Raw genomic sequence first — 20,536 nt, forward strand, 5'->3', positions numbered from 1 at the left:
ATACGCTCGACCGGGCCGTCGCGACGCTTCGCGGCGCATCTCGTACGGAGACCGACATGCCTGCCAGCCAGCCCCGCCCGGAACAGATCGAAGCCCTCGCGAAGAACCATCCCGAAGGCGATCTCTACATGCTGAACCTGCTGAAGTTCCGGGACGAGGCGGTCTACGCGGACGGTCGCGAGACGGATCTGACGGGACAGCAGGCGTACATGCTCTACGGCGCCGCGGTCCAGAAGATCATCGAGGGCTTCGGTGGCGGGCTGCTTTTCGGGGGCGCCGCGAACGAGCTGGTGATCGGCGACGGCGAGCTCGAGTGGGACTGGGTCGGGATCATGCGATACCCGAGCTTCGAGGCTTTCGCGAAGATGACCGCGAGCGAGGAATACCAGGCGATCCACGTCCACCGTGACGCCGGCCTCGAGCACCAGGTCCTGATCAACTGCCTGGATGCCGCGCAGTCGATCGCGCGACTGCAGGCGGCGAGCGCGTGAGCGGGGCGGCGGTCGACAGGGCCTTCCTCGAGCGCGCGGTCGAAGCGGCGGACCTGAACGCCCTGCGAACGGCGCTCTTCCAGACGACCGGCGACGATCGGCTCTCGGCCTTCGGTCCGGTCGCCGGGCTCGACGAGGCGGAGCAGGCACGCCTGCGCACGGTCTGTCTCGATCTCCTCGACGGCGATCGCAGCGGTTGGCAGAAGCGCGTGCCCGACGACGACGAGTTGCTCGCGCTGATGGACATGACCCTCGGTGTCCCGACGAAGCCGGGGCATTTCGAGATTCGCAAGCGGTGGCTCAACTTCGAGCCCTATCCCTTCTCGTTCGTGCCCGAGAGCGGGAAGCCCGAGGTTCCCGAGGGCTTCGAGGTCGCGATCATCGGCGCCGGGTTCAGCGGCGTAGCGATGGCGATCCAGCTCGACCAGCTCGGGATTCCGTACACGATCTTCGAGCGGCGCGACGAGCTCGGCGGGACCTGGAGCTTCAATCAGTATCCGGATATCCGCGTCGACACGATGACGCTGACCTATGAGCTCTGTCTCGAGAAGCCGCATCCCTGGAGCGAGTACTTCGCGCGGGGGGCGGAGGTCCGCTCGTACCTCGAGGAAGTCGCGGAACGACACGGGGTCACGCCGCGGGTGCGCCTCGGCCATGCGCTCGAGTCGGCGACCTTCGACGAAGCGACGTCGCGCTGGAAGCTCGACTTCTCCCTCGCCGACGGTTCCCGCTTCGAGCACGAGGCGAACGTCGTGGTCAGCGCCGCCGGTCTCTTCTCGACCCCGACGACGCCGGATCTGCCGGGCAAGGAGAGCTTCGAAGGCGAGATCCTCCACCCGACCCAGTGGACGAGCCAGCACAGCGCCGTCGGCAAGCGGGTCGCGGTCATCGGGAACGGCTCGACGGGTGTGCAGCTGCTCGCCCCGATCGCCGAGGACGCCGACCGGACCCTCGTTTTCCAGCGCACGCCGCAGTGGATCAGCCCGCGCCCGGGCTACGGAGAGCCCATCACGGACGAGAAACGCTGGCTCCTCGACCATCTTCCCGGCTATTGGAACTGGTACCGCTACAGCGCCATCATCGGTCTATTCACCTGGCACGAGGACTTCCTGATTCCCGATCCCGAATGGGAAGCGCAGGGTGGACACATCACGCAGAAGAGCCAGGAGCTCCAGGGGCTGCTGCTCGACTACATCAAGAGCCAGATCGGGGACCGACCCGACCTGCTCGAGAAGCTCGTGCCCGATCACGCGCCCATGGTTCGCCGCCCGGTCGTGGACAACGGCTGGTACCGGGCGCTCACCCGCGACGACGTCGAGCTCGTGACCGAGGGGATCGCCCGTTTCACGCCGACCGGGGTCGAGACCGAAGACGGCAAGCACCACGAGGTCGACCTCGTCATCGTCGCCACGGGATACGCGGTCGATCACTACCTGTGGCCGGCGGAGTACGCAGGCGAGGGCGGGCAGAACCTACGAGACTACTGGGCGCCGGAGAGCCCGAAGGCCTACCTGGGGCTCATGGTCCCGCACTTCCCGAACCTCTTCATCATGTACGGGCCCAACTCGCAGCCGGCTTCCGGCGGCGTCGGGCTGACGGCCTGGATGCAGGTCTGGTCGGCCTATGCGGCGCAGTGCTTGTGCCGCATGTTCGAAGAGGGCCACTCGCAGGTCGCCGTTCGCGAGGAGGCGTTCCTCGACTACAACGAGAAGCTCGACGCCGAAGCCTCGGGCCTGGCCTTCCTGACCGACACGGGTTCCGTGGCGAAGAACTACTACGTCGACGCTTCGGGACACCTGCTCGTGAACACGCCCTTCGAGGTCGCCGACCTCTACCCGATGTTGAAGGCGCCGGATCCCGACGAGGTCGAATTCCGGTAGCGCACTCCCTCAGTGAGCGGGGACGGTCAGGACCGGGCAGGGCGCGCTTCGCACGACCCGGTCCGCCACGCTGCCCATTGCCATGTGCTTGAGGCCCGTGAGGCCGCGGGTGCCCATGACGATGAGGTCGGCGCCGCGTCGCTCCGCCTCTTCGGTGATCGCCTGGAATGCGGGTCGGTCGATCGCGACCCCGATCGCGTCGATGCCCTCGTCGGCGATCGCCTTGGCGGCGTTCTCGGTCTGGATCGAGGCCTGCTCGGAGATCGACTTGAAGAAGCCCTCCGGCAGGACGTAGCCGCCCGCCATCGCCGGCGAGGCGATCGGGATCTCGATGTTGTAGGCGTGGACCAGGACGAGCTTGGCGTCGAAGTGCTTCGCGAGCTCCGCCGCGTGCTCGACGGCGGCTTCCGCGCCTTCCGAGAAATCCGTGGCGACGACGATCGTCTGGTATCCCATGTTCGTACCTCCTGGCGGTGGTCGCGTGCGGCATGCGCTCGCGCCACGGCACCGTTCTACGGCGCCATCTCGGGCGCCTGCATCGGCGGATCGCCGTCGATCCCCATCAGCTCGCGCAGCTCCTTCAATCGGGTCCACACGTCCGGCGGCAGATACTCACCCGAGGCGCCGCCGAAGCCGAGGACCTGCGTCTCTTCCAGCTGCGCGTAGGCGCGTTCGGCGAAGGGTCCCTTCGGATCCGCGCGGATCGCGGCCTCGAAGTGGCGTTCCGAGAGATTGATCCAGAATCCGTCGAGGCTTCGGTTCTCGACGATGCCGAGCCAATAGTAGGCGCGGGCCGTCTCCATCCGCTCCTCGGAGGTCGGGTTCCGGGGGGTGGCGGCGCGGCGTGCGCGGTCGACCTCGAGGAAGCGGACCAGCTGGCTCGCCGCAGCGAGGTCGTGGACGAGGCCGTCGCGACCGTAGGGGCCGCCGGCGAGGCGTCCGGCTTCGCGGGCCAGGGCGGCGCCGCGGTCCACGCTTCCGGGGCCACCCTCCGCGAGCTCGTTCTCATCGAGGGCGGCGAGGGCCTTGCGCCAGGTCTCGACGCGCTGTTCGAGGTAGACCGGGACGTCCGGGCGCGCGGCGAACTGGTCGAGGGTCCGTCGGGCGCGCGGGACGTCGGTCCGAACGCGGATCGCCACGTTCAGGAAGTCGACGAGGGCGCCGCTCGCGTCGAGCTGGGCCGCGGCGACGTCCGGATCGGCGAGCGCCTGCTCCCAGAGCGCGAGCGCGTCGTCGAAGCGGCGCACCATCACGCTCAGCCAGGCCTGCTCGCGGAGGTCGAGGGCCTGCACGCGCGCTTCCCTGGTCAGCTCCTCGGTGAAGGCCGTGTTCGTCGCGTCGGGCAGCCGCGTGTGGCAGGAGACGCAGCTCTGGAGACTGCCGGTGAAGAAGAAGCGCGCCTCTTCGTAGTGGCCGTGGACGTAGTGGTCGCGGGCGGCGCGAAGGTCGCGTCCGAGCGTGAGGCTGAGCTCGTCGAAGCCCGCCTCGCGCCCCCGCCCGTGCTTCTCGAGGGCGCTGGCGGCGCGGTCGAGGCGATCGAGGGCGGCGAGGATCTCCTCACGATTCTCGGGAGCCTCCCAGGACGCCTCGTCGAGTCCGAGGGGGACGAGTCGCTTCATCTCGTCGAAGACCCGACGCATCGTCGGTCGCGGCTGGATCACGGAGCGCGTCTCCGCGACGACGCTGCAGCTGGCGAGGCCGGCCCCCGCCGCCAGAAGGACGGTGAGTCCGGCGAGCGCCCGTCGTGTCCGACGCCTCCCTACCTTCCGCTGTTCCCCGGTTTCCGATTCGCCTCTCGTCATCATCGCCCCCATTCCATTGGTCGGTCAGACGGATCTGCAACGGACGTGCCGCCGCGTCGCAGCGCTGTCGCGCCGATGAGAGGGGCGGGCGGGGCATGGTGCCACATGCGCGTCGCAAGGGCTCGACGTGGGGTTCGCATGCGCGCTCGATGTGGATCGCAGGGGGAGCGGTCTCTCAGGTCAGCGAGTTCAGGAAGTCGTCGAGTCCGTTGCCCCGACGAGGGGGCTTCGCCGGCGCCGCATCGTCCCCGAAGGCCGCCTCGATCCGTTCCACGACCGCTTGCTCGGTCCGATGGGTCCCACCGCCGCGCAGGAAGGTCTTCTCCAGCGCGCCGCTGAGTCGCTTTGCTCGGCCGACCACGTCGTCCCGCAGCCGTACACGCTGCGCCTGCGGAAGGACCTTCGCGAGCTCACGCACGTAGGCTTCCCACGCGTCGATGAGCGTCGCCTCGGGCGGTGCGTCGAGCCAGGCGGCGAGGAGTCGTCCGGCGGGCGAGTCGATGCGAATGCCGAAATGGGCCTCGTCGTCGAGGAGCTGGGAGCGCTCCGCGTTGTCGAGGCTGCGGTCGGCCCAGGCGACGACCACGAGCGGCGCCATCACCAGCGCAGCCACGTTCTCGTGGCGCACGCCGAGATCGAGGAGCGGCTCGATGAGCCCGGCGTCGTGGGAGCCGAGGTCGGCGGCGAGTGTCTCGAAGTCGGCGTCGTGTTCACGACGCGATCGCATCTCGGCGATCAGCTTCTCGTTGATCCGGTGGAAGAACGCCTCTTCGAGGGCGCGCTCCCGGTCGGCCAGGGGCTTCGAGGTGGACATCGGGCTCTTTCTCCCTTTCGTGCTTCGCTCTTGCCTCGTGCAGGCTGCGTGCCGGACCAGGGAGGGGGCTCGGGCGGCCCGGGCCTGACTCGGGAGATCCGACTGGGGCAGATCGGCGCACATTGAGTCATTTCGACACAAGTTTCGGAGGTTGCGCGGCTGTCGACGCGGCTGGGGCAATCGGACGATGGCATGCGGGATGCACCTCGATTCCGTTGCAGCCACGCCTTCGGCGCGAGGCGTGAAGGAGGACGCACGGCATGGCAGGACGAGAGGGCAGCGGCATTCATACGATCTTCTGTGCGACGGATTTCTCGGACACGAGCGAGCTCGCGGTCCGACACGCGGCGGCCCTGGCCCGGCGTCACGCGGCGCAGGTCATCCTCGCGCACGTCGTGGAGCCGCTTCCGGTCGAGCCCTATCCGCTTCCGATGGCGCTCCCGGAAGGCGAGGCCGAGCTCGGCAAGCGGGCCATGGCACGGCTCGAGGCGGTCGCCGAGTGCCTGCGCGAGGACGGGTTCGCCGTCGAGACCGAGCACGCCGTGGGGCCGCCCGGGCCGCAGCTCGTCGAGATGATCAGGAAGTCCGACGCGAATCTGGTCGTGATCGGAACGAGGGGGCAGACGGGCCTGCAGCACCTGCTGCTCGGAAGCACCGCAGAGCACCTCGTCCGACGTTCCCCCGTGCCCGTCCTCACGATCCATCCCGAAGACCATGCGACGGTCGAGAAGCCGCGCCGGGTGATCGTGCCGACGGATCTCTCCGACGACGCGGAGGTCGCCCTGGATGCCTTCCTCGAGCTCTTCAGGCCGGAGGACGTGCCGCAGGTCGAGCTCGCCTTCGCGGATTCGATTCCGCCCTATCTCGCGTCGATGAGCCACGACGAGCTGGCGAAGGCCGACCGCCCCGATGCGCGGCGGGACGAGCTCGTCTCCCACCTCCAGCCGATGATCACGCGACTCGAGGAGCGTGGCTTCCGGGTCGAGCTCCGGGTCCTCGACGGCGGGCCGGTCGAGGCGGTGACCGGGCTGGCGGACATCGATGGTGCGGATCTGATCGTGATGAGCACGCATGGGCGATCGGCGATCGCGAACTTCCTGCTCGGGCGGACGGCGCAGCGCGTCGTCCAGCGCGCACCCTGTCCGGTCCTCACCGTGTGCCCGCAGCGGCGATTGGCGACGCCGTAGCCCGGTCGCTCTGGTCCGGCAGGGCGTCGCGTCTCAGCGGCCCGCGGACGTCTCGCCGCGGAGGGCGCGATGGGCGATCCGGTCGAGCTCTCCCGAGAATCGGGAGCGCTCCCGGGCGCCGAGTGGGCGGGGGCCGCCGGTGGCGGTTCCCGATTCCCGGAGCGTGGCCTTGATCTCGCGGGTCGCCAGCGCGCCGCCGATCGAGTCGGGGGTGAACTCGCGCCCGTTCGTGCCGAGTGCGAAGGCGCCCACCTCGAGGCAGCGCGCGGCGAGCGGGATATCGGCGGTGATCACGATGTCGCCGGCGCGGATCTCCTCCGCAATCCAGTCGTCGGCGGCATCGGGCCCGTCCGGGACGACGATCATCTCGACGCCCAGGTCCGTCGGAACGTGCATGCGCTGGTTGGCGACGACGACCACCGCGAGTCCCAGGCGCGCCGCGACGGCATAGACCTCGTCCTTCACCGGGCAGGCATCGCCGTCGACGAAGATGTCGCTCATCGGGCGGAGGGCTCCGCGCGCACGAAGAGGAAGTCGCCGCCCTCGTGGCCCGCCTTGCGGATGTCGGCCAGCTCCGGCGCCTGGTCGGCGGCGAGCATGACCGGACGACGGATCCTCGCGTAGAGGGTCGTGGAGTCGAGGATGCCCTGGTTCGCGTCGAGGACGTCGATGAAGTGGCGCGCGAAGGCGGAGTGGCCGCCGCCTCCGCCATCGACCACCGGCTCGAGGCCGCCCGAGGAGAGGACGATCCGGGCGCGCTGGGACGAGAGCCGGTCGAGGTAGTCGGGCGTGCGAACGGGGGCGACCTTGATGCCGCGGGTGAGCGTGCCGGAATAGCAGCTGTCCGCGACGATCATCACGTGTTTCGCCTGGATCGATCGGAGATAGCCCGTGATCGTGGCGTTCGAGATCCAGTGGATGTCGCTGTCCGCGTCGGCATCGACGGGCAGCCAGTACCCCTCGTCGGCGTCGCGGTCGAGCCAGCCGTGGCCGGCGTAGTAGATCAACAGGTTGTCGGAGGCGGACATCGTCTCGCGATAGCTGCGCAGGGCGCGCAGGATCTCGGCGCGGGTCGCATCCTCGAGGACGGTGACCTCGAAGCCGTAGCGACGCTCGAGGAGCGCGGCGACGGTCCGCGCGTCGTTCCGCGCGGTCACGAGCTTCGGCAGACGCGCGTAGTCGTCGTTGCCGATCACGAGGGCGTGGTAGCCGCCGAAGCGGGCGCGCTCCGACGAAGAGAGCGGCGTGTCCGCAGCCTCGTTCGCGTCGCCAGGGGCGGGGAGGTCGATCGCGCTCGGGGACATCGCGGAGGCGCTCTCGCCGGGGCGGCGCGTCGTGCCGTCGCGGGCGACGATCCGATCGCTCTCGAGCTGCGCCGCGTACCACTCCGGATCGTCGAGCTCGACCGGCAGCATCGTGTAGTTCACGACGCCGACCGGTCCGCGCGTGACCAGCGTCAGGCGATCGGGGTGGGCGGTGATCGTGGTGGGGCCGCCGGTGCCGATGTCGCTTCCGTGATAGGTCGTGGGGCCGGTCTGGAGGAGGTCGCGAGCGGTGACCTGGCCCGGGTCCGTGCGAACGGGACCGATCGCGAGGGGGTCGAGGATCCAGATCCGGCCGGCCTCGGCCCGGTAACGCTTTCCGTTCTCCTGCAGGATGTAGATCCCGTCGATCGGGAGCGGCGTGCCCGGCGGGACCTCGGCCACCGTCGGCAGCGGGACGCGGACGCCGGCACAGCCGACGGCGCCGGCGGCGAGCAGGGCGACGAACACCAGCGCTGCCCATCCACCGGTGGCCGGGAAGGAGCGTCGTCGGCGTGTTCGCGGAGCGGAGGAGGTCACGGGCGTCTCTCGAAGAGGGGGGTCGGCGCGGGCGCGGATCTCGGAGTGCCCTCGTCGCGCGTTTCGGTTCCGGCGCCCCGAGCCGGAGACTAGCGCTCCGCGAGGGCCTCACGGGCCTCGCATTCGAGCGGGCGCTGCCAGCCGTCCTCCCGATCGGGGAGGCGGCCGAGCAGCAGGCGGCCGAGCCGTTCGATCGCGTCGGTCGGCGGGACCTCGCGCGGGAAGCGGACCGGGTCGGCGAGGAGCTCGCCCTGTTCGGTCACCCGGGCTTCGATCCCCCACGCACCGCGGGCCTCGGGGCTCGCCCAGGCGTAGCGGACGTCTTCGAGCCGCACGCGCAGGACGCCGCCCGGCTCGTGGTGGACGAAGGTCGCCACGTCCTCGTCCGCGTGCCAGCGCATCATCTGCGTCTGCCACGCGGCATCGACCGCGGCGAGCGCGGGGGAGGGCGGCGGGCGTGGATGCATGCGCCACGCCGGACAGTCCCACTCCTGCCAGCTGTGAAGGCCGACGACGACGCCCTCGTCGGCGCGAGCGACGAAGCCGCGGGTCCAGGGTTGGAGGAAGGTGGGATAGGCGCGCACGCGTTCGAGCCGTCCGTAGATCGGTTCGAGGCGGTCGCGCAGGTCGCTCACCACCCGTTCGTTCACGACGAGACCCAGGGCGAGATAGGCGGACGAGAGGGTCACGCCCGCGAGCAGACCCAGTCGCCGGGTGGCCTCGGGAAGCGAGCGACGCAACGCGATCAGCACGCCGGCGCCGAGCATCAGGCTGTAGGCCGGGTCGACGATGGCGACGCCGTTCCAGGCGAAGCGGGTCCGATCGAAGGGCGCGAAGAACTGCGTGCCGTAGGGCGTGAACCCGTCGAGGAGCGGATGGGTCAGGAGCGCGAAGATCCCGATCCGGATCCAGCCGGGGAGCGTGTCCTCCCGTCCGAGGTCCCTCCAGCGCCAGAGCAGATAGCCGAGGAGCGGGCCGGCGACGAAGCCGAACCAGAGGGAGTGGGTCGTCCCGCGGTGGTAGAGCCAGCTTCCATAGCCGTCGTGCAGAGGGCCGAGGAGGACGTCGAGGTCCGGCGACATGCCGATCACGGCGCCCCATCCGAGGGCGCGTCCGCGCAGCGTCTTGCCGGCGACGAGCTCCGCCGTGGCGGCGCCGAGCAGCGCCTGGGTCGCGGGCTCCAAGGGCGGGTCTCCGTTCGATTGGGCGCGCGGAGCGTCGCCTACGCATGCCGGAATGGCAAGCGGAGGTGCCGTGCGCGGCGGCGGACAGGTCCCTAGGATCAGTCGGCAGCCCGAAGCGTGAAAAGAGAGGACGGACGATGGCGAAGATCGAAGGACAGCGGATTCTGGTGACGGGGCCGGCGGGACAGATCGCGTTCCCGCTCGCGGCACGTCTGGCCAAGGACAACGAAGTCTTCGGAGTCGCGCGCTTCAGTGACGGGGCGACCCGCGAGCGCTGCGAAGCGGCCGGGATCGAGACCGCCGTGGTCGACCTCGCACACCCGGACTGGTCGAAGACGCCCGAGCAGTTCGACTACGTCCTCCATCTCGCCGCGGTGATCGTGCCGGGCGAGGACTACGACACGTCGATCGAGATCAACGCCGGCGGCACGGGCCACGTCATGTCGCGTTTCCGGGACGCGAAGGCGTGCTTGATGATGTCGACCTGCGGTGTGTACGCGCCGCCGCGTGACTACGGAAAGGCGGTTCTCGAGACGGACCCCCTCGGCGGATCGCCCCAGCCCTACGCGCCGACCTACTGCGTCTCGAAGATCTCGCAGGAAGCCGTCGCCAAGTTCGCGGCCCAGGAGTTCGGGCTGCCGACGACCATCGCGCGCATGAACGCGGCCTACGGCGACAACGGCGGCTTTCCGTCGATGATCGCCGACATGGTGCTCGGCGGGATCACCGTCCAGGCGATGCCGAAGGGGCAGGGCGACGTCGCCTCCCCGATCCACGAGGACGACATCTACGCACACACGTCGGGACTCCTCGAAGCGGCGTCCGTCCCCGCCACGATCGTCAACTGGGGCGGCGACGAGGGCGTCGGGGTCGGCGAGATGGCCGAGTACGTCGCCGCGCGCCTGGGTCGCGAGGCGAAGGTCGAGTACGGCGCCGACGGGATCCACCAGTACTGGCTCGACCCGGCGAAGCGGATCGAGCTCGCGGGGGCGTGCGACGTGCCCTGGCGCGAGGGCGTGGACCGGATGCTGCGCGCGCGTCACCCGGAGATCGAGCTCCAGGGCTGAGTCGCGATCTCAGCTCGTCCCCTCCCGGACCATCCGGATCAGCTCGTCTTCGAAGGCGAAGTCGAACTCCTGGGTGTCCGGGAGACCGGCGTCCTGATACCAGCGCCAGGTCCGCTCGAGCGACGCGCGGAACGTGAGCTCCGGCTCCCAGCCGACGTGGCGGCGTAGCTTCTCGACGGAGTAGAAGACGCTCCGGTCCCAGGTATGGATGTTGGGCGCGATCTGCTGGACGAGGACCGAGAGCATGAATCGGTTCATCTGCATCGCGTTCTGCTGCATGTCGCTCGAGCGGATGTCGACTTTGCTCTCGGGCCTCGGCATCTCGATCTGGAGGTCGCCGGACCAGAGCCGGTCCATCATGGCGGCCGGAATGAAGAGCTTCTCGACGTTCTTGCCGAGGAGACTCGCGCACTCGTCGACGTAGCCTTCCTGGGTGAAGTAGTCGCCGCCCGTCAGGTTGTAGCGCTCGCCGAAGGTGATCGGCTGGCCGAGCACCATCCGCAGAGCGCGCGCCTGGTCGTCGGCGTGGCCGATCTGCTGGACCGTTCGGCCGTTGCCAGGGATGAGGATGGGGCGCCCTCGGAGCACGCGCTGGAACATCCGCTGCTCGCGGTCCGGGATGATGTTGCCCGCTCCCATCACCATCGACAGCGCGACGGTCGTCGCCGGGAAACGGTTCTCGCGCCACTCGCGGCGGAGGATGTCCTCGCAGGCCAGCTTGTTCTTCCCGTACGCGTTCTGGTCGTCGCCGCGCTCGTCGGGGTGGTTCTCGCCGATGGGGAGCAGGTCCGTCGCGGCGTAGGTCACCGTCGAGCTGATGAAGACGTAGTGGGCGATTCGGCCGCGGAAGATGTCGACCATGAGCTCGACGTCTGCGGGCAGGTAGGCGCTGACGTCGATCACCGCGTCCACGTCGACCGCCCCGAGCACGTCGCGCATCTGCGCTTCGTCGGTCCGGTCGGCGACGACGCGCTCGACCCGGTGGGGGAGGTCCGCTTCGGTCTTGCCGCGGTTCAGGACCACGACGTCGTGGCCTGTGCGATCGAGCTCGTGCACGAGCGCGAGACCGTTGAACTGCGTGCCGCCCATGACGAGGACTCTCATCGCGATCCTTCCTTGCGGTTGCATCCGCGCCGGCGCGCGGGTGACTCGGTAGGCGTGCGAGCATACACCGCTCACCGCGGCGCGGAGGGAGTGGTGGAGGGCCTCGTCGCAGGCCATCATGGACCCCCAGGGCGCCGCGGCGCCGAGGGGAGGGACGAACGATGGCGAAGACGGCGATTCCCACGCCGGAACGGATGCGGGAGATCTTCGAGTCGGTGAAGAACTGGGGGCGCTGGGGCGAGGACGACGAAGCCGGCGCGCTCAACCTGATCACCGAGGACGTGCGGCGCGCTTCGGCGGCGAGCATTCGTCACGGCCGCGTGGTCAGCTGCTCCCGCAACCTGCCCGTCGATCCCGCGCCGGACAATCCGCACCCGGCCCTCCACATGATGGTCGCGGGTGGCGACGACTGCCTGATTCCGGAGATCGGACTCGAGACCACGTCCGACTTCGTCGGGCTGGCCTTCCACGGGATGGCGACGAGTCACCTCGATGCGTTCTGCCACGTCCACAAGGACGGTCTGATGTACAACGGCTATCCGGGAACCCTCGTGAAGAGCACCGGCGCCAAGAAGAACAGCGTGATGTGCGCCAAGGACGGGATCGTCTCCCGCGGCGTCCTCGCCGACGTGCCGCGCCACCTCGGCGTCGACTGGCTCGAGCCGGGGCAGATCATCGAACCCGACGAGCTGACCGGCTGCCTCGCCGCCCAGGAAGTCGTGGTTCGCGAGGGCGACGTGCTACTCGTCGCGACCGGACGCGATGCGCGCCGGGCGGAGTTCGGTCCGTGGTCGCCGATGGACCCGGGCATGCCCGGCCTCCACCCGGAGTGCGTTCCGTGGCTCCACGAGCAGGGCGTGTCCGTCCTCGGCTCGGACTGCGTGTCCGATCCGATCCCGCTCCCGCCGATCGAAGGCTGGGGCATGCCGATCCACGAGTGCACCCTCGTCGCGATGGGTGTCCACCTGCTCGACAACCTCGAGCTGTCGGGGCTCCAGGCCGCCTGTGCCGAACTGTCCCAATGGGACTTCCAGCTGACGATCGCGCCGCTCCGGATCGAGCAGGGGACCGGCTCTCCCGTGAATCCGATCGCCGTATTGTAGGGCCCGCCATTTGACGGGATTTACATCTTCCCGCTCCGTTCTTGTGATAGCTTCGACGCGTTAGTCGAGCCGGTCACGCGGAACGGGAAGGGTGATGATGCGATCTGGTTGGGGACTCCTCGCTCGGACTTCGATCTCGATGGCGCTTGCCGTCATTCTGACGTCGGCTCGGCCTTCGTCGGCGGTGATGGATCTGGATACCGCGGCGTCCTACTTCGGGAAGCTGAGCGGCGTCTGGGGCATGCGGATGTCTCCGGATGGCCAGAAAGTCTCGTTCCTTCGGAACCATTCCGACGACTTCCCGATCGCGATGGTGATCGACCTGACGACGGGCAAGCCCAGCATGGTCGCGGCGAGTGATCCGAAGAAGGGGATGTACGTCGAGCGCTGCCGGTGGGCGACGAATTCGCGACTCCTGTGTGCCTACTATGGCGTCTGGAGTCTGAGGGGCGATCCGGTGTTTTCTTCCCGCCTCGTCGCCGTGGACGTGGATGGCGGAAATCAGAAGGTGCTTGCTCAACGGCAGCAGCGAGAGAACTGGGCCTTTCACCAGGACGAGATCGTCGCGATGCTGCCAGACGAACCCAGGTACATCTGGCTCCAGTTCAACGAGGGGCGAGGGCAGGGCGTCGTCCGAGTCGACATCGAGAAGAACAAACTCAAGACGATCGTGAAGCCACGTGAGACGGTTTGGGACTACGTCGCGGACGTCCGTCGCGAAGAGGTGCGAATCCGGTCCAACGCCAACCGCACCAACATCGACGTCGAGTATCGACTCGCAGGAGAGAAGAAGTGGCGACGCCTCCACCGTTATGAAGCCAAGGAGCTCTTCGACGACTACGCCTTCGCGGCCTTCGGTTCGGAGCCCAACGAGATCCTCGTGTGGGACGACGTCGATGGGCGACGCGCCCTGCTCCGCGAGACGCTTCAGGAAGACGCGACGGTGCCGCGCCCCCGGGAGGTGGTTTTCTCGCACCCCGAGGTCGATCTATCCGCGTTGTCTTCACTCGGCAAATACGATCGTGTAGTCGCGGTTCACTACGAGACCGATCGCGGGCACGTCCACTACTTCGACGACGCGGCGAAGGCGATTCACGAGCGTGTCTCGGAGGACTTCGGCGACGTCGACGTCCTCCTCGTCGATGAGAGCTGGGACCGGAGGTACTACCTGATTCTGGCGAACAGCGACGTCAACCCGGGGGCCTATTTCCGCTACGACACGAAGACAGACGAAGTCTCCAGGATCACGGAAGTCCGCTCCTGGCTGGACGAAGACGATCTTTCCCCGATGCGTGCGGTCCGCTTCCCTTCTCGTGATGGCAAGCAGATCCCCGGGTACCTGACGATGCCGAACGGTCGTTCCGGGAAGAATCTGCCTCTGATCGTCTACCCGCATGGCGGACCCTGGGCTCGCGACAGCTGGGGGTTCGACTGGGTTCCGCAGTTCCTCGCCGCGCAGGGGTACGCTGTCCTCCAGCCGAACTATCGGGGCTCGACGGGCTACGGAGACGGTTGGGCCGGCGAAGGCGCGCTGAAGGAATGGCGGGTCGTGATGCAGGACATCGAGGATGCGGTGGTCCACCTCGTCGAGAAGGAGATCGCGGATCCTCAGCGTATCTGCACCGTGGGGTGGAGTTACGGGGGCTATGCGGCTTTGATGAGCCCGCTGGAACACCCTGATCGATACCGATGCGCCGTGAGCATCGCCGGCATCACGCACCCGCGCCGGCTCTACGAAGATGCGCCGGCGGTGAGGAAGAAGGCGTTCCAGTCGATGGTCGCCACCGAGGGGGATGACGTGCGGCTGAGCTCACCGCTGCGGCGGGCAGAAGAGATGCCCGTGCCCGTACTTCTCTTCCATGGGGACCTCGATATGAACGTGCCTGTCGACCACGGCGAGGACCTCGCGAAGGCGCTCGAGCGGGCCGGTAAGCCCGTGGACTACATCGAATACGAGAACGCGGACCACTTCCTGGAACGCGAACGCCAGCGCATCGACATGCTCCAGCGAATCGCCGACTTCCTCGACGACCACCTGAAGAAGAAGCCGGCGAACTGAAGCCGAGCGCCCGGCGGCGACGCCTTGCATCGGGTCGGTTCGTCGGAGTCGCCGAGCGCCCGCAGGCGACGCCTTATGAGACGCCTTATGAATAGTGGCTCATCACCGTCTCGGCGAAGAGCTGCGCCGGCTCGCGGGTGTCGCGACCGAAGAACTCGATCACGAAGAAAGTGACGCCGAGGGCGCGGTGGCGCTCGATGCACTCGATGACGCGCTCCGGCGAGCCCCAGATGCCGTGCTCCTCGAGGGCGCCGCCCATGTGGCCGCCGTAGATCTTCTTGGCCTTCTCGAGCCCGGCCCGACCGGCGGCATCGTCCTCGCCGATCACCACGACGCACTGCTGGGACTTCTCGATCGAGGCCGGGTCCCGGCCCGCCTCCTCGCAGCGCTTGTCCAGGGCCTCGATCTTCTGAGCGAGCTGCGCCTGGAACACGGCCATGTTGTTCCACGTGTCCGCATGCCGCGCTGCGATCGCCATCGTGACCTTCTCGCCGCCGCCGCCCACGAGGATCTCGGGCCGCTTCTCGGGCTTGGGCTCGCAGAGCGCCTCGTGCACCGAATAGAACCGACCTTCGTAGGTGGCCTTCTCCTCGGTCCACATCCGCTTCATGACCTCGATCATGTCTTCGAGTGCGGTCAGTCGATCGCGGGCGTCCGGGAAGTCGCAGCCGGTCTGTTCGAACTCGGGCTTGAACCAGCCCGCGCCGAGGCCGGCGATCGTCCGGCCGGGGGCGATCTGTTCGATCGTCGCGATCTGCTTCGCGAGGACCGCCGGGTTCCGGAAGAAGGGCGGGGTCACGAGTGTGCCGAGCTTGGCCTGGTTCGTGACCGCGGCGGTCGCGGCGAGCTGGGTCCAGGCCTCGAGGATCGGGAGCTGGGGCGCCGGCACGCCGTAGAGGTGGTCGCAGACCCAGAGCGAGTCGTAGCCGAGGCGGTCGAACTCGACTGCGGCGTCACGGGCTTCCTGCCACGTGCGCTTGATCTGGGGGAGGGTGACACCGAAGCGAAGGGGGCGGGACATCGAGAATTCTCCTGATCGTGACCCGGCGAAGATAGCGACCGGCGCGACGAACGATATGCTCGGCGCGATGGCTCTCTACGCACGTCTCACGAAGGAGGTCCGACAGGGACCTTCGGGTCCGAAGATCGGTGCGTTCTTCGACCTCGATCACACGATCCTGGCCGGCTTCTCGGCGACTTCGTTCATGCGCGAGCGCCTCCTCTCGGGACGAATGAGCCCGAACGAGATGGTCGGGACCTTCTACGGCGCGCTCTCCTTCGGTCTCGGCCGGACGGGCTTCTCGGCGCTGATGACGGGCATGTCCGCGAGCTATCGCGGGCTCGCCGAGTCGGTCCTCGAAGAGGTCGGCGAGGAGGTCTTCGAGAAGCACCTCGCGCGGCAGATCTATCCCGAGTCCCGCGCGCTCGTCGAGGCCCATCAGGAAGCGGGCCACACCGTCGCCATCATTTCGAGCGCGACGAAGTACCAGGTCCTCCCCTTCGCCCGGGAGCTCGGGATCGAGCACGCGATGTACACCGATCTCGAGGTCGAGAACGGGGTCTTCACCGGCGCGCTCGCCGGTCCGACCTGCTACGGCGAGGGCAAGGCCGTCGCCGCGCGGAAGATCGCGGAGACCGAGGGCGTCGATCTCGACCAGAGCTACTTCTACACCGACAGCCACGAGGATCTGCCGCTCCTCGAAGCGGTCGGCCGGCCGCGACCCCTCAACCCGAATCGGCAGCTGGCGCAGATCGCCAAGGAGCGGATGTGGCCCGTGCGGCGCTTCCGCAGCCGCGGACGACCGGGCTTCGGGGACCTGATTCGCACGGGGCTCAGCTTCGCGAGCGTCGCGCCGGCGCTCGGTGCGGGGCTGGCGGCGGGGATCGTGAACGGGTCCTACCGCGAGCTGCTCAACGTCTCCGGGGCCGTGTGGAGTGACCTCGCGACTTCCCTCGCCGGGATCGACCTCCGCGTCGAAGGGGAGGAGAACGCCTGGGCCACACGGCCGGCGGTGTTCATCTTCAACCACCAGAGCGCGCTCGACCCGGTCCTGATGCTCAAGATCGTGCGCCGGGACATGACCGGCGTCGGGAAGAAGGAGATCCAGGACGATCCGATCATGGGCCCGCTCTTCACCGCCGCCGGCGTGGTCTTCGTCGACCGGGCCGGGCTCGCCGAGACCGATTCGGAGGCCGGCGCGGAGGCGTCGAAGGCCGCCCTCGAGCCGGCCGTTCGCGCGCTCGAGCACGGACGCTCGATCGCGATCGCACCGGAGGGCACGCGCTCGATCACGCCGCGCCTCGGCCCCTTCAAGAAGGGCGCGTTCCACCTGGCCATGCAGGCGGGCGTCCCGATCGTCCCGGTCGTGTTCCGGAACGTGCTCGATGCGTTCCCGAAGGACGCGTCGATCGTGCGCCCCGCGACGATCGAAGCGGTGGTGCTCCCGCCGATCGATACGTCGAGCTGGACCGTCGAAGGCCTCGACGAGGAGATCGCGCGCGTGCGCGCGATGTACCTCGACGTGCTGCACCAGGACAGCTAGCCAGCCCGTCGCTAGAGGTCGTAGACCAGTCGACCCTTGTCGTTGCGGTGGGCTTCGGCCATGCCCTCGAGTCGTAGGTGCTCGAGGTGGGCGTAGGTCTCGCTCTCGGCCATGTCGCCCCAGCTGCGCTCGCGGAAGAGCCGCTTCATGAAGCTGTTCACGTCGGCGCGGCCGAGTTCGCGGGCGATGTCGCGGATTTCGTCGAGGCGATCGTGGTGGTGCTCCTTGATCGCCTGGGCGCGGCCCGCGAGATCGTCGAAGGGGTGGCCATGCGCCGGGAGCGCGAGCTCGACGCCCTGGATCTCGCCCACGCGATCGAGCGAGTAGAAGAACGACTTGAGCGGATCCGCCAGGTACGAGACGCCGCCGATGTGCGGGGTGATCGAGGGCAGGACGTGGTCGCCGGACAGGAACGCGCCGGTATCCGGGTCGTGGAGACAGATGTGATCGGCGGTGTGGCCCGGTGTGTGCTGTACGAACCATTCGCGACCGGCCAGGCGGAGGACGTCGCCGTGCTCCACATGGTGGGTCACCGGCGGTACGAAGCGGCTCCGGCCGAAGGTCGCATACGACAGGAATCGAAGGCTCTCGCGGAAGCTCGCCGTCTCGCCGCGGCCCTTCCAGGGCGCGGGGGTCGTCATCCGCTTGAGCGCGCTCCGGATCCGCCAGAGCGGATTCTGGGAACGGCGCCGGTCGCGTTCCAGGAGCTCCATGTGCGCGACCAGGTCGTCCACGCTCGCCTCGACGTGGTGGTCGCCGTCTGCGTGTCCGTGCCCGTGTGCATGCCCGTGCCCATCGCTCGTGTGGCGCTTGTGGCCGCGCGCCGGACCGCCGAAGTGGAAGGCGCGGTGGGCGACGATCCGCGCGCCGGATTCCTTGTGGATGCGGACGGCGCCCCCGAAATGGTCCGGGTGCGAGTGCGTGATGAAGACCGTGTGGATGTGGCGCGGCTCGAGACCGGCCTGCTTGAGCCGGTCCGTGATCGCGTTCCACGTCGATTCGCCCGGCAGGCCCGGGTCGATCACCGCCGCGCCGTCGCCGTCGACCAGCGCGTACATGTTCACGTGCCCGAGGCCGGGCAGCATGATGGGGAGCTGCATGCGAAGGATGTCCTTCGCGACCTCGGTGATCTCTTCCGAGGCGTTTTCCTGTTCTTGTCGTCGCGGCTTGCTCATCGGGATCGACTCTAGTGCAGATGGGTGGGTGTCGGGCGCGGCGCGGGGAACGTGCGGTTCGCGCCCTACTCGGGCGCGTCGAGGGCGCCGGCGAGGAATTTCGTGAGGTCGTGGGCGTAGGAGTCGAAGGTCGTGCTTCCTCCGACGTTCGCCCGGGTCGCTTCGTCTCCCGCGAGCGCGGTCACGGCGGCGTCGGCCGCGAACTGGAATCGCCGCTCCTTGGCCTCCCGGGAGAGCGCCGGGAGTGCGGTCGCCAGGACGTCGCGGAGGGCGAAGAGCATCGGCGCGAAGTGCTGGGCCGTCAGCGCGTCGAGGCGGATCCGGTCCTCCGAGATCGCCCGGGCGAGGAGGCGGAGCGCGGGGGCGGGTCCCCCATCGGATTCGCGGGGCAGGGCAGCGATCGGCGTCACGCACAGCGCAGCGAGGTCCCGCCCGTCGGCGGAGCCGCCGGCGCGCAGGCGTTCGATGATCGGCCAGCGCAGGGCCTGGACCGGCTCGAGGGCCCGGAGCAGGACCGCCTCGACCAGGCCGTCCCGGCTTCCGAAGTGGTAGTGGATCAGCGCCGAGTTCACGCCGCCCGCCCGCGCGATCGCGCGCAGCGCCGGTCCCCCGGCGTCGGGGGCGGCATAGAGCCGCGTGGCGGCGGCGAGGATCCGGTCGCGGGTGTCGGCGGCCATGGGTGGAGACTATTTGATCAGATGATTGAATCAACTGGTCAAAAGCAGGGGCCGATCCGGGCCGGGGAGGGGCTAGAATGCGCCTCGGCCCCGACCGGGGCCCGCCGCAGTCCCAAGGAGCACCGACCGATGTCCCTCGACCCCCGAACGCCCGTCCTCGTCGGTGCGGCCGCCGTCGTCCAGCGCGGGGACGATCCCGGCCAGCTGGCCGAGCCCCTCGACCTGATGGAAGAGAGCGGGCGTCAGGCGGCGGACGATGCCGGCTCGTCGCTCCTGCTCGCGGAGCTCGATCGGATCTGGGCGACCCGGGGCTTCTGGGCCTACGCCGATCCGGGGCGCATCCTGGGCGAACGCTTCGGGGCGAAGGGCGTGAAGACCGTCGTCGCCGAGATCGGGATCCTGCAGTCGACGGTGCTCGGCAAGGCCTGCACCGCGATCGCGCAGGGCGAGTCCGACGTCGCGATGATCGTGGGCGGCGAGGCGCGGGATCGCGCGAATCGCTACCAGCGCGCCGGCCAGGAGGTCCCGCTCACCGAGCAGTCCGAGGGCACCCCCGACGAGGTCCTGGTGCCCCACCAGGAGATCATGGGGCAGCTCGAGATCGAGCTGGGCCTGATCACGCCGATCATCCAGTACTCGATGATCGACAACGCGCTCCGCGCCCACGAAGGACAGTCGTTGGCGGAGCATCGTGCGGAGCTCGGTCGCCTGTGGGGCGACTTCAACGCCGTGGCGGTCGAGAACGAGGACGCGTGGAACCGGACGCCGCGCACGCCGGAGGAGATCGTCACGCCGGGCGAGGGCAATCGGATGCTCGCCTACCCGTACACGAAGTCGCTGGTCTCGCAGTGGAACGTGAACCAGGCGGGGGCGGTCCTCCTGTGCAGCCTCGAGAAGGCGCGCGAGCTCGGTCTCGACGAGTCCCGCTTCGTCTATCCCCTCGCCGTCGTCGACAACGAGTACATGGTGACGCTCTCGGAGCGTCGCGATCTCTGGCGGTCTCCGGGCTTCGCGCACGCGGGCGCACGCGCCTTCGACTACGTGGAGCGGAAGCCCGAGGAGATCGATCACTTCGAGTGCTACAGCTGCTTCCCCGCGGCGGTTCGCGCGCAGCAGCGTGAGATGGGCATCCCCCTCGACCGGCGCGTGACCCGGACCGGGGGCATGACCTTCGGTGGCGGGCCGCTCAACAACTTCGTGATCCAGAGCTGGGTCAAGATGGTGGAGACGATGCGCGCGACGCCGGGCACCTGGGGCTGCGTCACGGCGGTCTCGGGGCTGATCACCAAGCAGGGGGTCGCGATCTTTGGGCCCGAGCCGGGCGCGAAGCCCTTTCTGCACGACTTCGTGACCGAGGAGACGAGGGCCGATCAGCCGATTCAGGCCGTCGAGGCCGACGCCACCGGGCGGGGCACGATCGCGGCCTACACGGTCTCTCATGATCCGAACGCGGCGCACGGCGTCGCGATGATCATCGACCTCGATGACGGACGACGCACGATGCGCGTCGTCGACGACCCCGCATGGATGACGCTCGGCGAGACCGAGGAGCTGGTCGGTCGCGCCATCGAAGTGACCGACGACGGGGCGCGCTGGGCCTGAGCCGCGG

The 20,536-nt window shown here is 68.8% G+C and carries 18 protein-coding genes; 8 read left to right on the forward strand and 10 right to left on the reverse strand.

The window, feature by feature from the left end:
• Positions 1 to 56 precede the first annotated feature (56 nt).
• Positions 57 to 491, forward strand: coding sequence for a DUF1330 domain-containing protein (locus tag NXI30_11680; protein MCR9094869.1), 435 nt, complete (start codon positions 57 to 59; stop codon positions 489 to 491).
• Positions 488 to 2,371, forward strand: coding sequence for an NAD(P)/FAD-dependent oxidoreductase (locus NXI30_11685; GenBank protein ID MCR9094870.1), 1,884 nt, complete (start codon positions 488 to 490; stop codon positions 2,369 to 2,371). Before NXI30_11680 ends, NXI30_11685 begins: the two co-directional genes overlap by 4 nt.
• Before the next feature lie 9 nt (positions 2,372 to 2,380).
• Here NXI30_11685 and NXI30_11690 read toward each other — a convergent pair whose 3' ends face one another.
• The 3 genes from NXI30_11690 to NXI30_11700 form a co-directional block, all read right to left on the reverse strand.
• A complete protein-coding gene (locus NXI30_11690; protein MCR9094871.1) occupies positions 2,381 to 2,827 on the reverse strand; it encodes a universal stress protein in 447 nt (148 codons plus the stop codon).
• Between the two features lie 56 nt (positions 2,828 to 2,883).
• On the reverse strand, positions 2,884 to 4,032 hold the full coding sequence (locus NXI30_11695) for a hypothetical protein (protein MCR9094872.1): 1,149 nt from the start codon (positions 4,030 to 4,032) through the stop codon (positions 2,884 to 2,886).
• 316 nt (positions 4,033 to 4,348) lie between these two features.
• Positions 4,349 to 4,987 carry a hypothetical protein gene (locus NXI30_11700; GenBank protein MCR9094873.1) on the reverse strand — a complete coding sequence of 213 codons (639 nt, stop codon included), beginning with the start codon at positions 4,985 to 4,987 and terminating at the stop codon, positions 4,349 to 4,351.
• A gap of 260 nt (positions 4,988 to 5,247) precedes the next feature.
• Here NXI30_11700 and NXI30_11705 point away from each other — a divergent pair, with 260 nt between their 5' ends.
• Positions 5,248 to 6,174, forward strand: coding sequence for a universal stress protein (locus tag NXI30_11705; protein MCR9094874.1), 927 nt, complete (start codon positions 5,248 to 5,250; stop codon positions 6,172 to 6,174).
• A gap of 33 nt (positions 6,175 to 6,207) precedes the next feature.
• Here the strand turns inward: NXI30_11705 and NXI30_11710 are convergent, their stop codons facing one another.
• The 3 genes from NXI30_11710 to NXI30_11720 form a co-directional block, all read right to left on the reverse strand.
• Complete coding sequence (locus NXI30_11710) at positions 6,208 to 6,675, reverse strand: YaiI/YqxD family protein (protein ID MCR9094875.1); 468 nt, start codon at positions 6,673 to 6,675, stop codon at positions 6,208 to 6,210.
• Positions 6,672 to 7,946 (reverse strand): caspase family protein, encoded by a 1,275-nt coding sequence (locus NXI30_11715; GenBank protein ID MCR9094876.1) that lies wholly within the window; start codon positions 7,944 to 7,946, stop codon positions 6,672 to 6,674. The genes NXI30_11710 and NXI30_11715 overlap by 4 nt, the downstream gene beginning before the upstream one ends.
• 158 nt (positions 7,947 to 8,104) lie before the next feature.
• Entirely contained in the window at positions 8,105 to 9,199 is a 1,095-nt protein-coding gene (locus NXI30_11720; protein ID MCR9094877.1) for a metal-dependent hydrolase, read from the reverse strand.
• Positions 9,200 to 9,336: 137 nt separating this feature from the next.
• Between NXI30_11720 and NXI30_11725 the strand changes: the two genes are divergently transcribed.
• Positions 9,337 to 10,266: an NAD(P)-dependent oxidoreductase gene (locus NXI30_11725; protein ID MCR9094878.1), complete on the forward strand. Its 930-nt coding sequence runs from the start codon at positions 9,337 to 9,339 to the stop codon at positions 10,264 to 10,266.
• A 9-nt stretch (positions 10,267 to 10,275) separates the two neighbouring features.
• On the opposite strand, the gene NXI30_11730 is transcribed toward NXI30_11725, so the two are convergent.
• Entirely contained in the window at positions 10,276 to 11,370 is a 1,095-nt protein-coding gene (locus NXI30_11730) for an NAD-dependent epimerase/dehydratase family protein (GenBank protein MCR9094879.1), read from the reverse strand.
• Between the two features lie 161 nt (positions 11,371 to 11,531).
• On the opposite strand from NXI30_11730, the gene NXI30_11735 reads away from it, so the two are divergent.
• Both NXI30_11735 and NXI30_11740 read left to right on the forward strand, forming a co-directional pair.
• Entirely contained in the window at positions 11,532 to 12,473 is a 942-nt protein-coding gene (locus NXI30_11735) for a cyclase family protein (protein MCR9094880.1), read from the forward strand.
• Between the two features lie 94 nt (positions 12,474 to 12,567).
• Positions 12,568 to 14,532, forward strand: coding sequence for a S9 family peptidase (locus NXI30_11740; GenBank protein MCR9094881.1), 1,965 nt, complete (start codon positions 12,568 to 12,570; stop codon positions 14,530 to 14,532).
• Between the two features lie 85 nt (positions 14,533 to 14,617).
• Here NXI30_11740 and NXI30_11745 read toward each other — a convergent pair whose 3' ends face one another.
• Positions 14,618 to 15,553, reverse strand: a complete 936-nt coding sequence (locus NXI30_11745; protein MCR9094882.1) for a TIGR03560 family F420-dependent LLM class oxidoreductase — start codon at positions 15,551 to 15,553, stop codon at positions 14,618 to 14,620.
• A gap of 67 nt (positions 15,554 to 15,620) precedes the next feature.
• Between NXI30_11745 and NXI30_11750 the strand changes: the two genes are divergently transcribed.
• Entirely contained in the window at positions 15,621 to 17,075 is a 1,455-nt protein-coding gene (locus tag NXI30_11750) for an HAD-IB family hydrolase (GenBank protein ID MCR9094883.1), read from the forward strand.
• A gap of 11 nt (positions 17,076 to 17,086) precedes the next feature.
• On the opposite strand, the gene NXI30_11755 is transcribed toward NXI30_11750, so the two are convergent.
• Positions 17,087 to 18,250: an MBL fold metallo-hydrolase gene (locus tag NXI30_11755; protein ID MCR9094884.1), complete on the reverse strand. Its 1,164-nt coding sequence runs from the start codon at positions 18,248 to 18,250 to the stop codon at positions 17,087 to 17,089.
• 65 nt (positions 18,251 to 18,315) lie between these two features.
• Positions 18,316 to 18,927, reverse strand: coding sequence for a TetR family transcriptional regulator (locus tag NXI30_11760; GenBank protein ID MCR9094885.1), 612 nt, complete (start codon positions 18,925 to 18,927; stop codon positions 18,316 to 18,318).
• A gap of 129 nt (positions 18,928 to 19,056) precedes the next feature.
• On the opposite strand from NXI30_11760, the gene NXI30_11765 reads away from it, so the two are divergent.
• Positions 19,057 to 20,529 (forward strand): acetyl-CoA acetyltransferase, encoded by a 1,473-nt coding sequence (locus tag NXI30_11765; protein MCR9094886.1) that lies wholly within the window; start codon positions 19,057 to 19,059, stop codon positions 20,527 to 20,529.
• Positions 20,530 to 20,536 lie beyond the last annotated feature (7 nt).

It is taken from the genome of bacterium, assembly GCA_024742285.1.
In the GTDB taxonomy this organism is placed as follows: domain Bacteria; phylum Myxococcota_A; class UBA9160; order UBA9160; family UBA4427; genus UBA4427.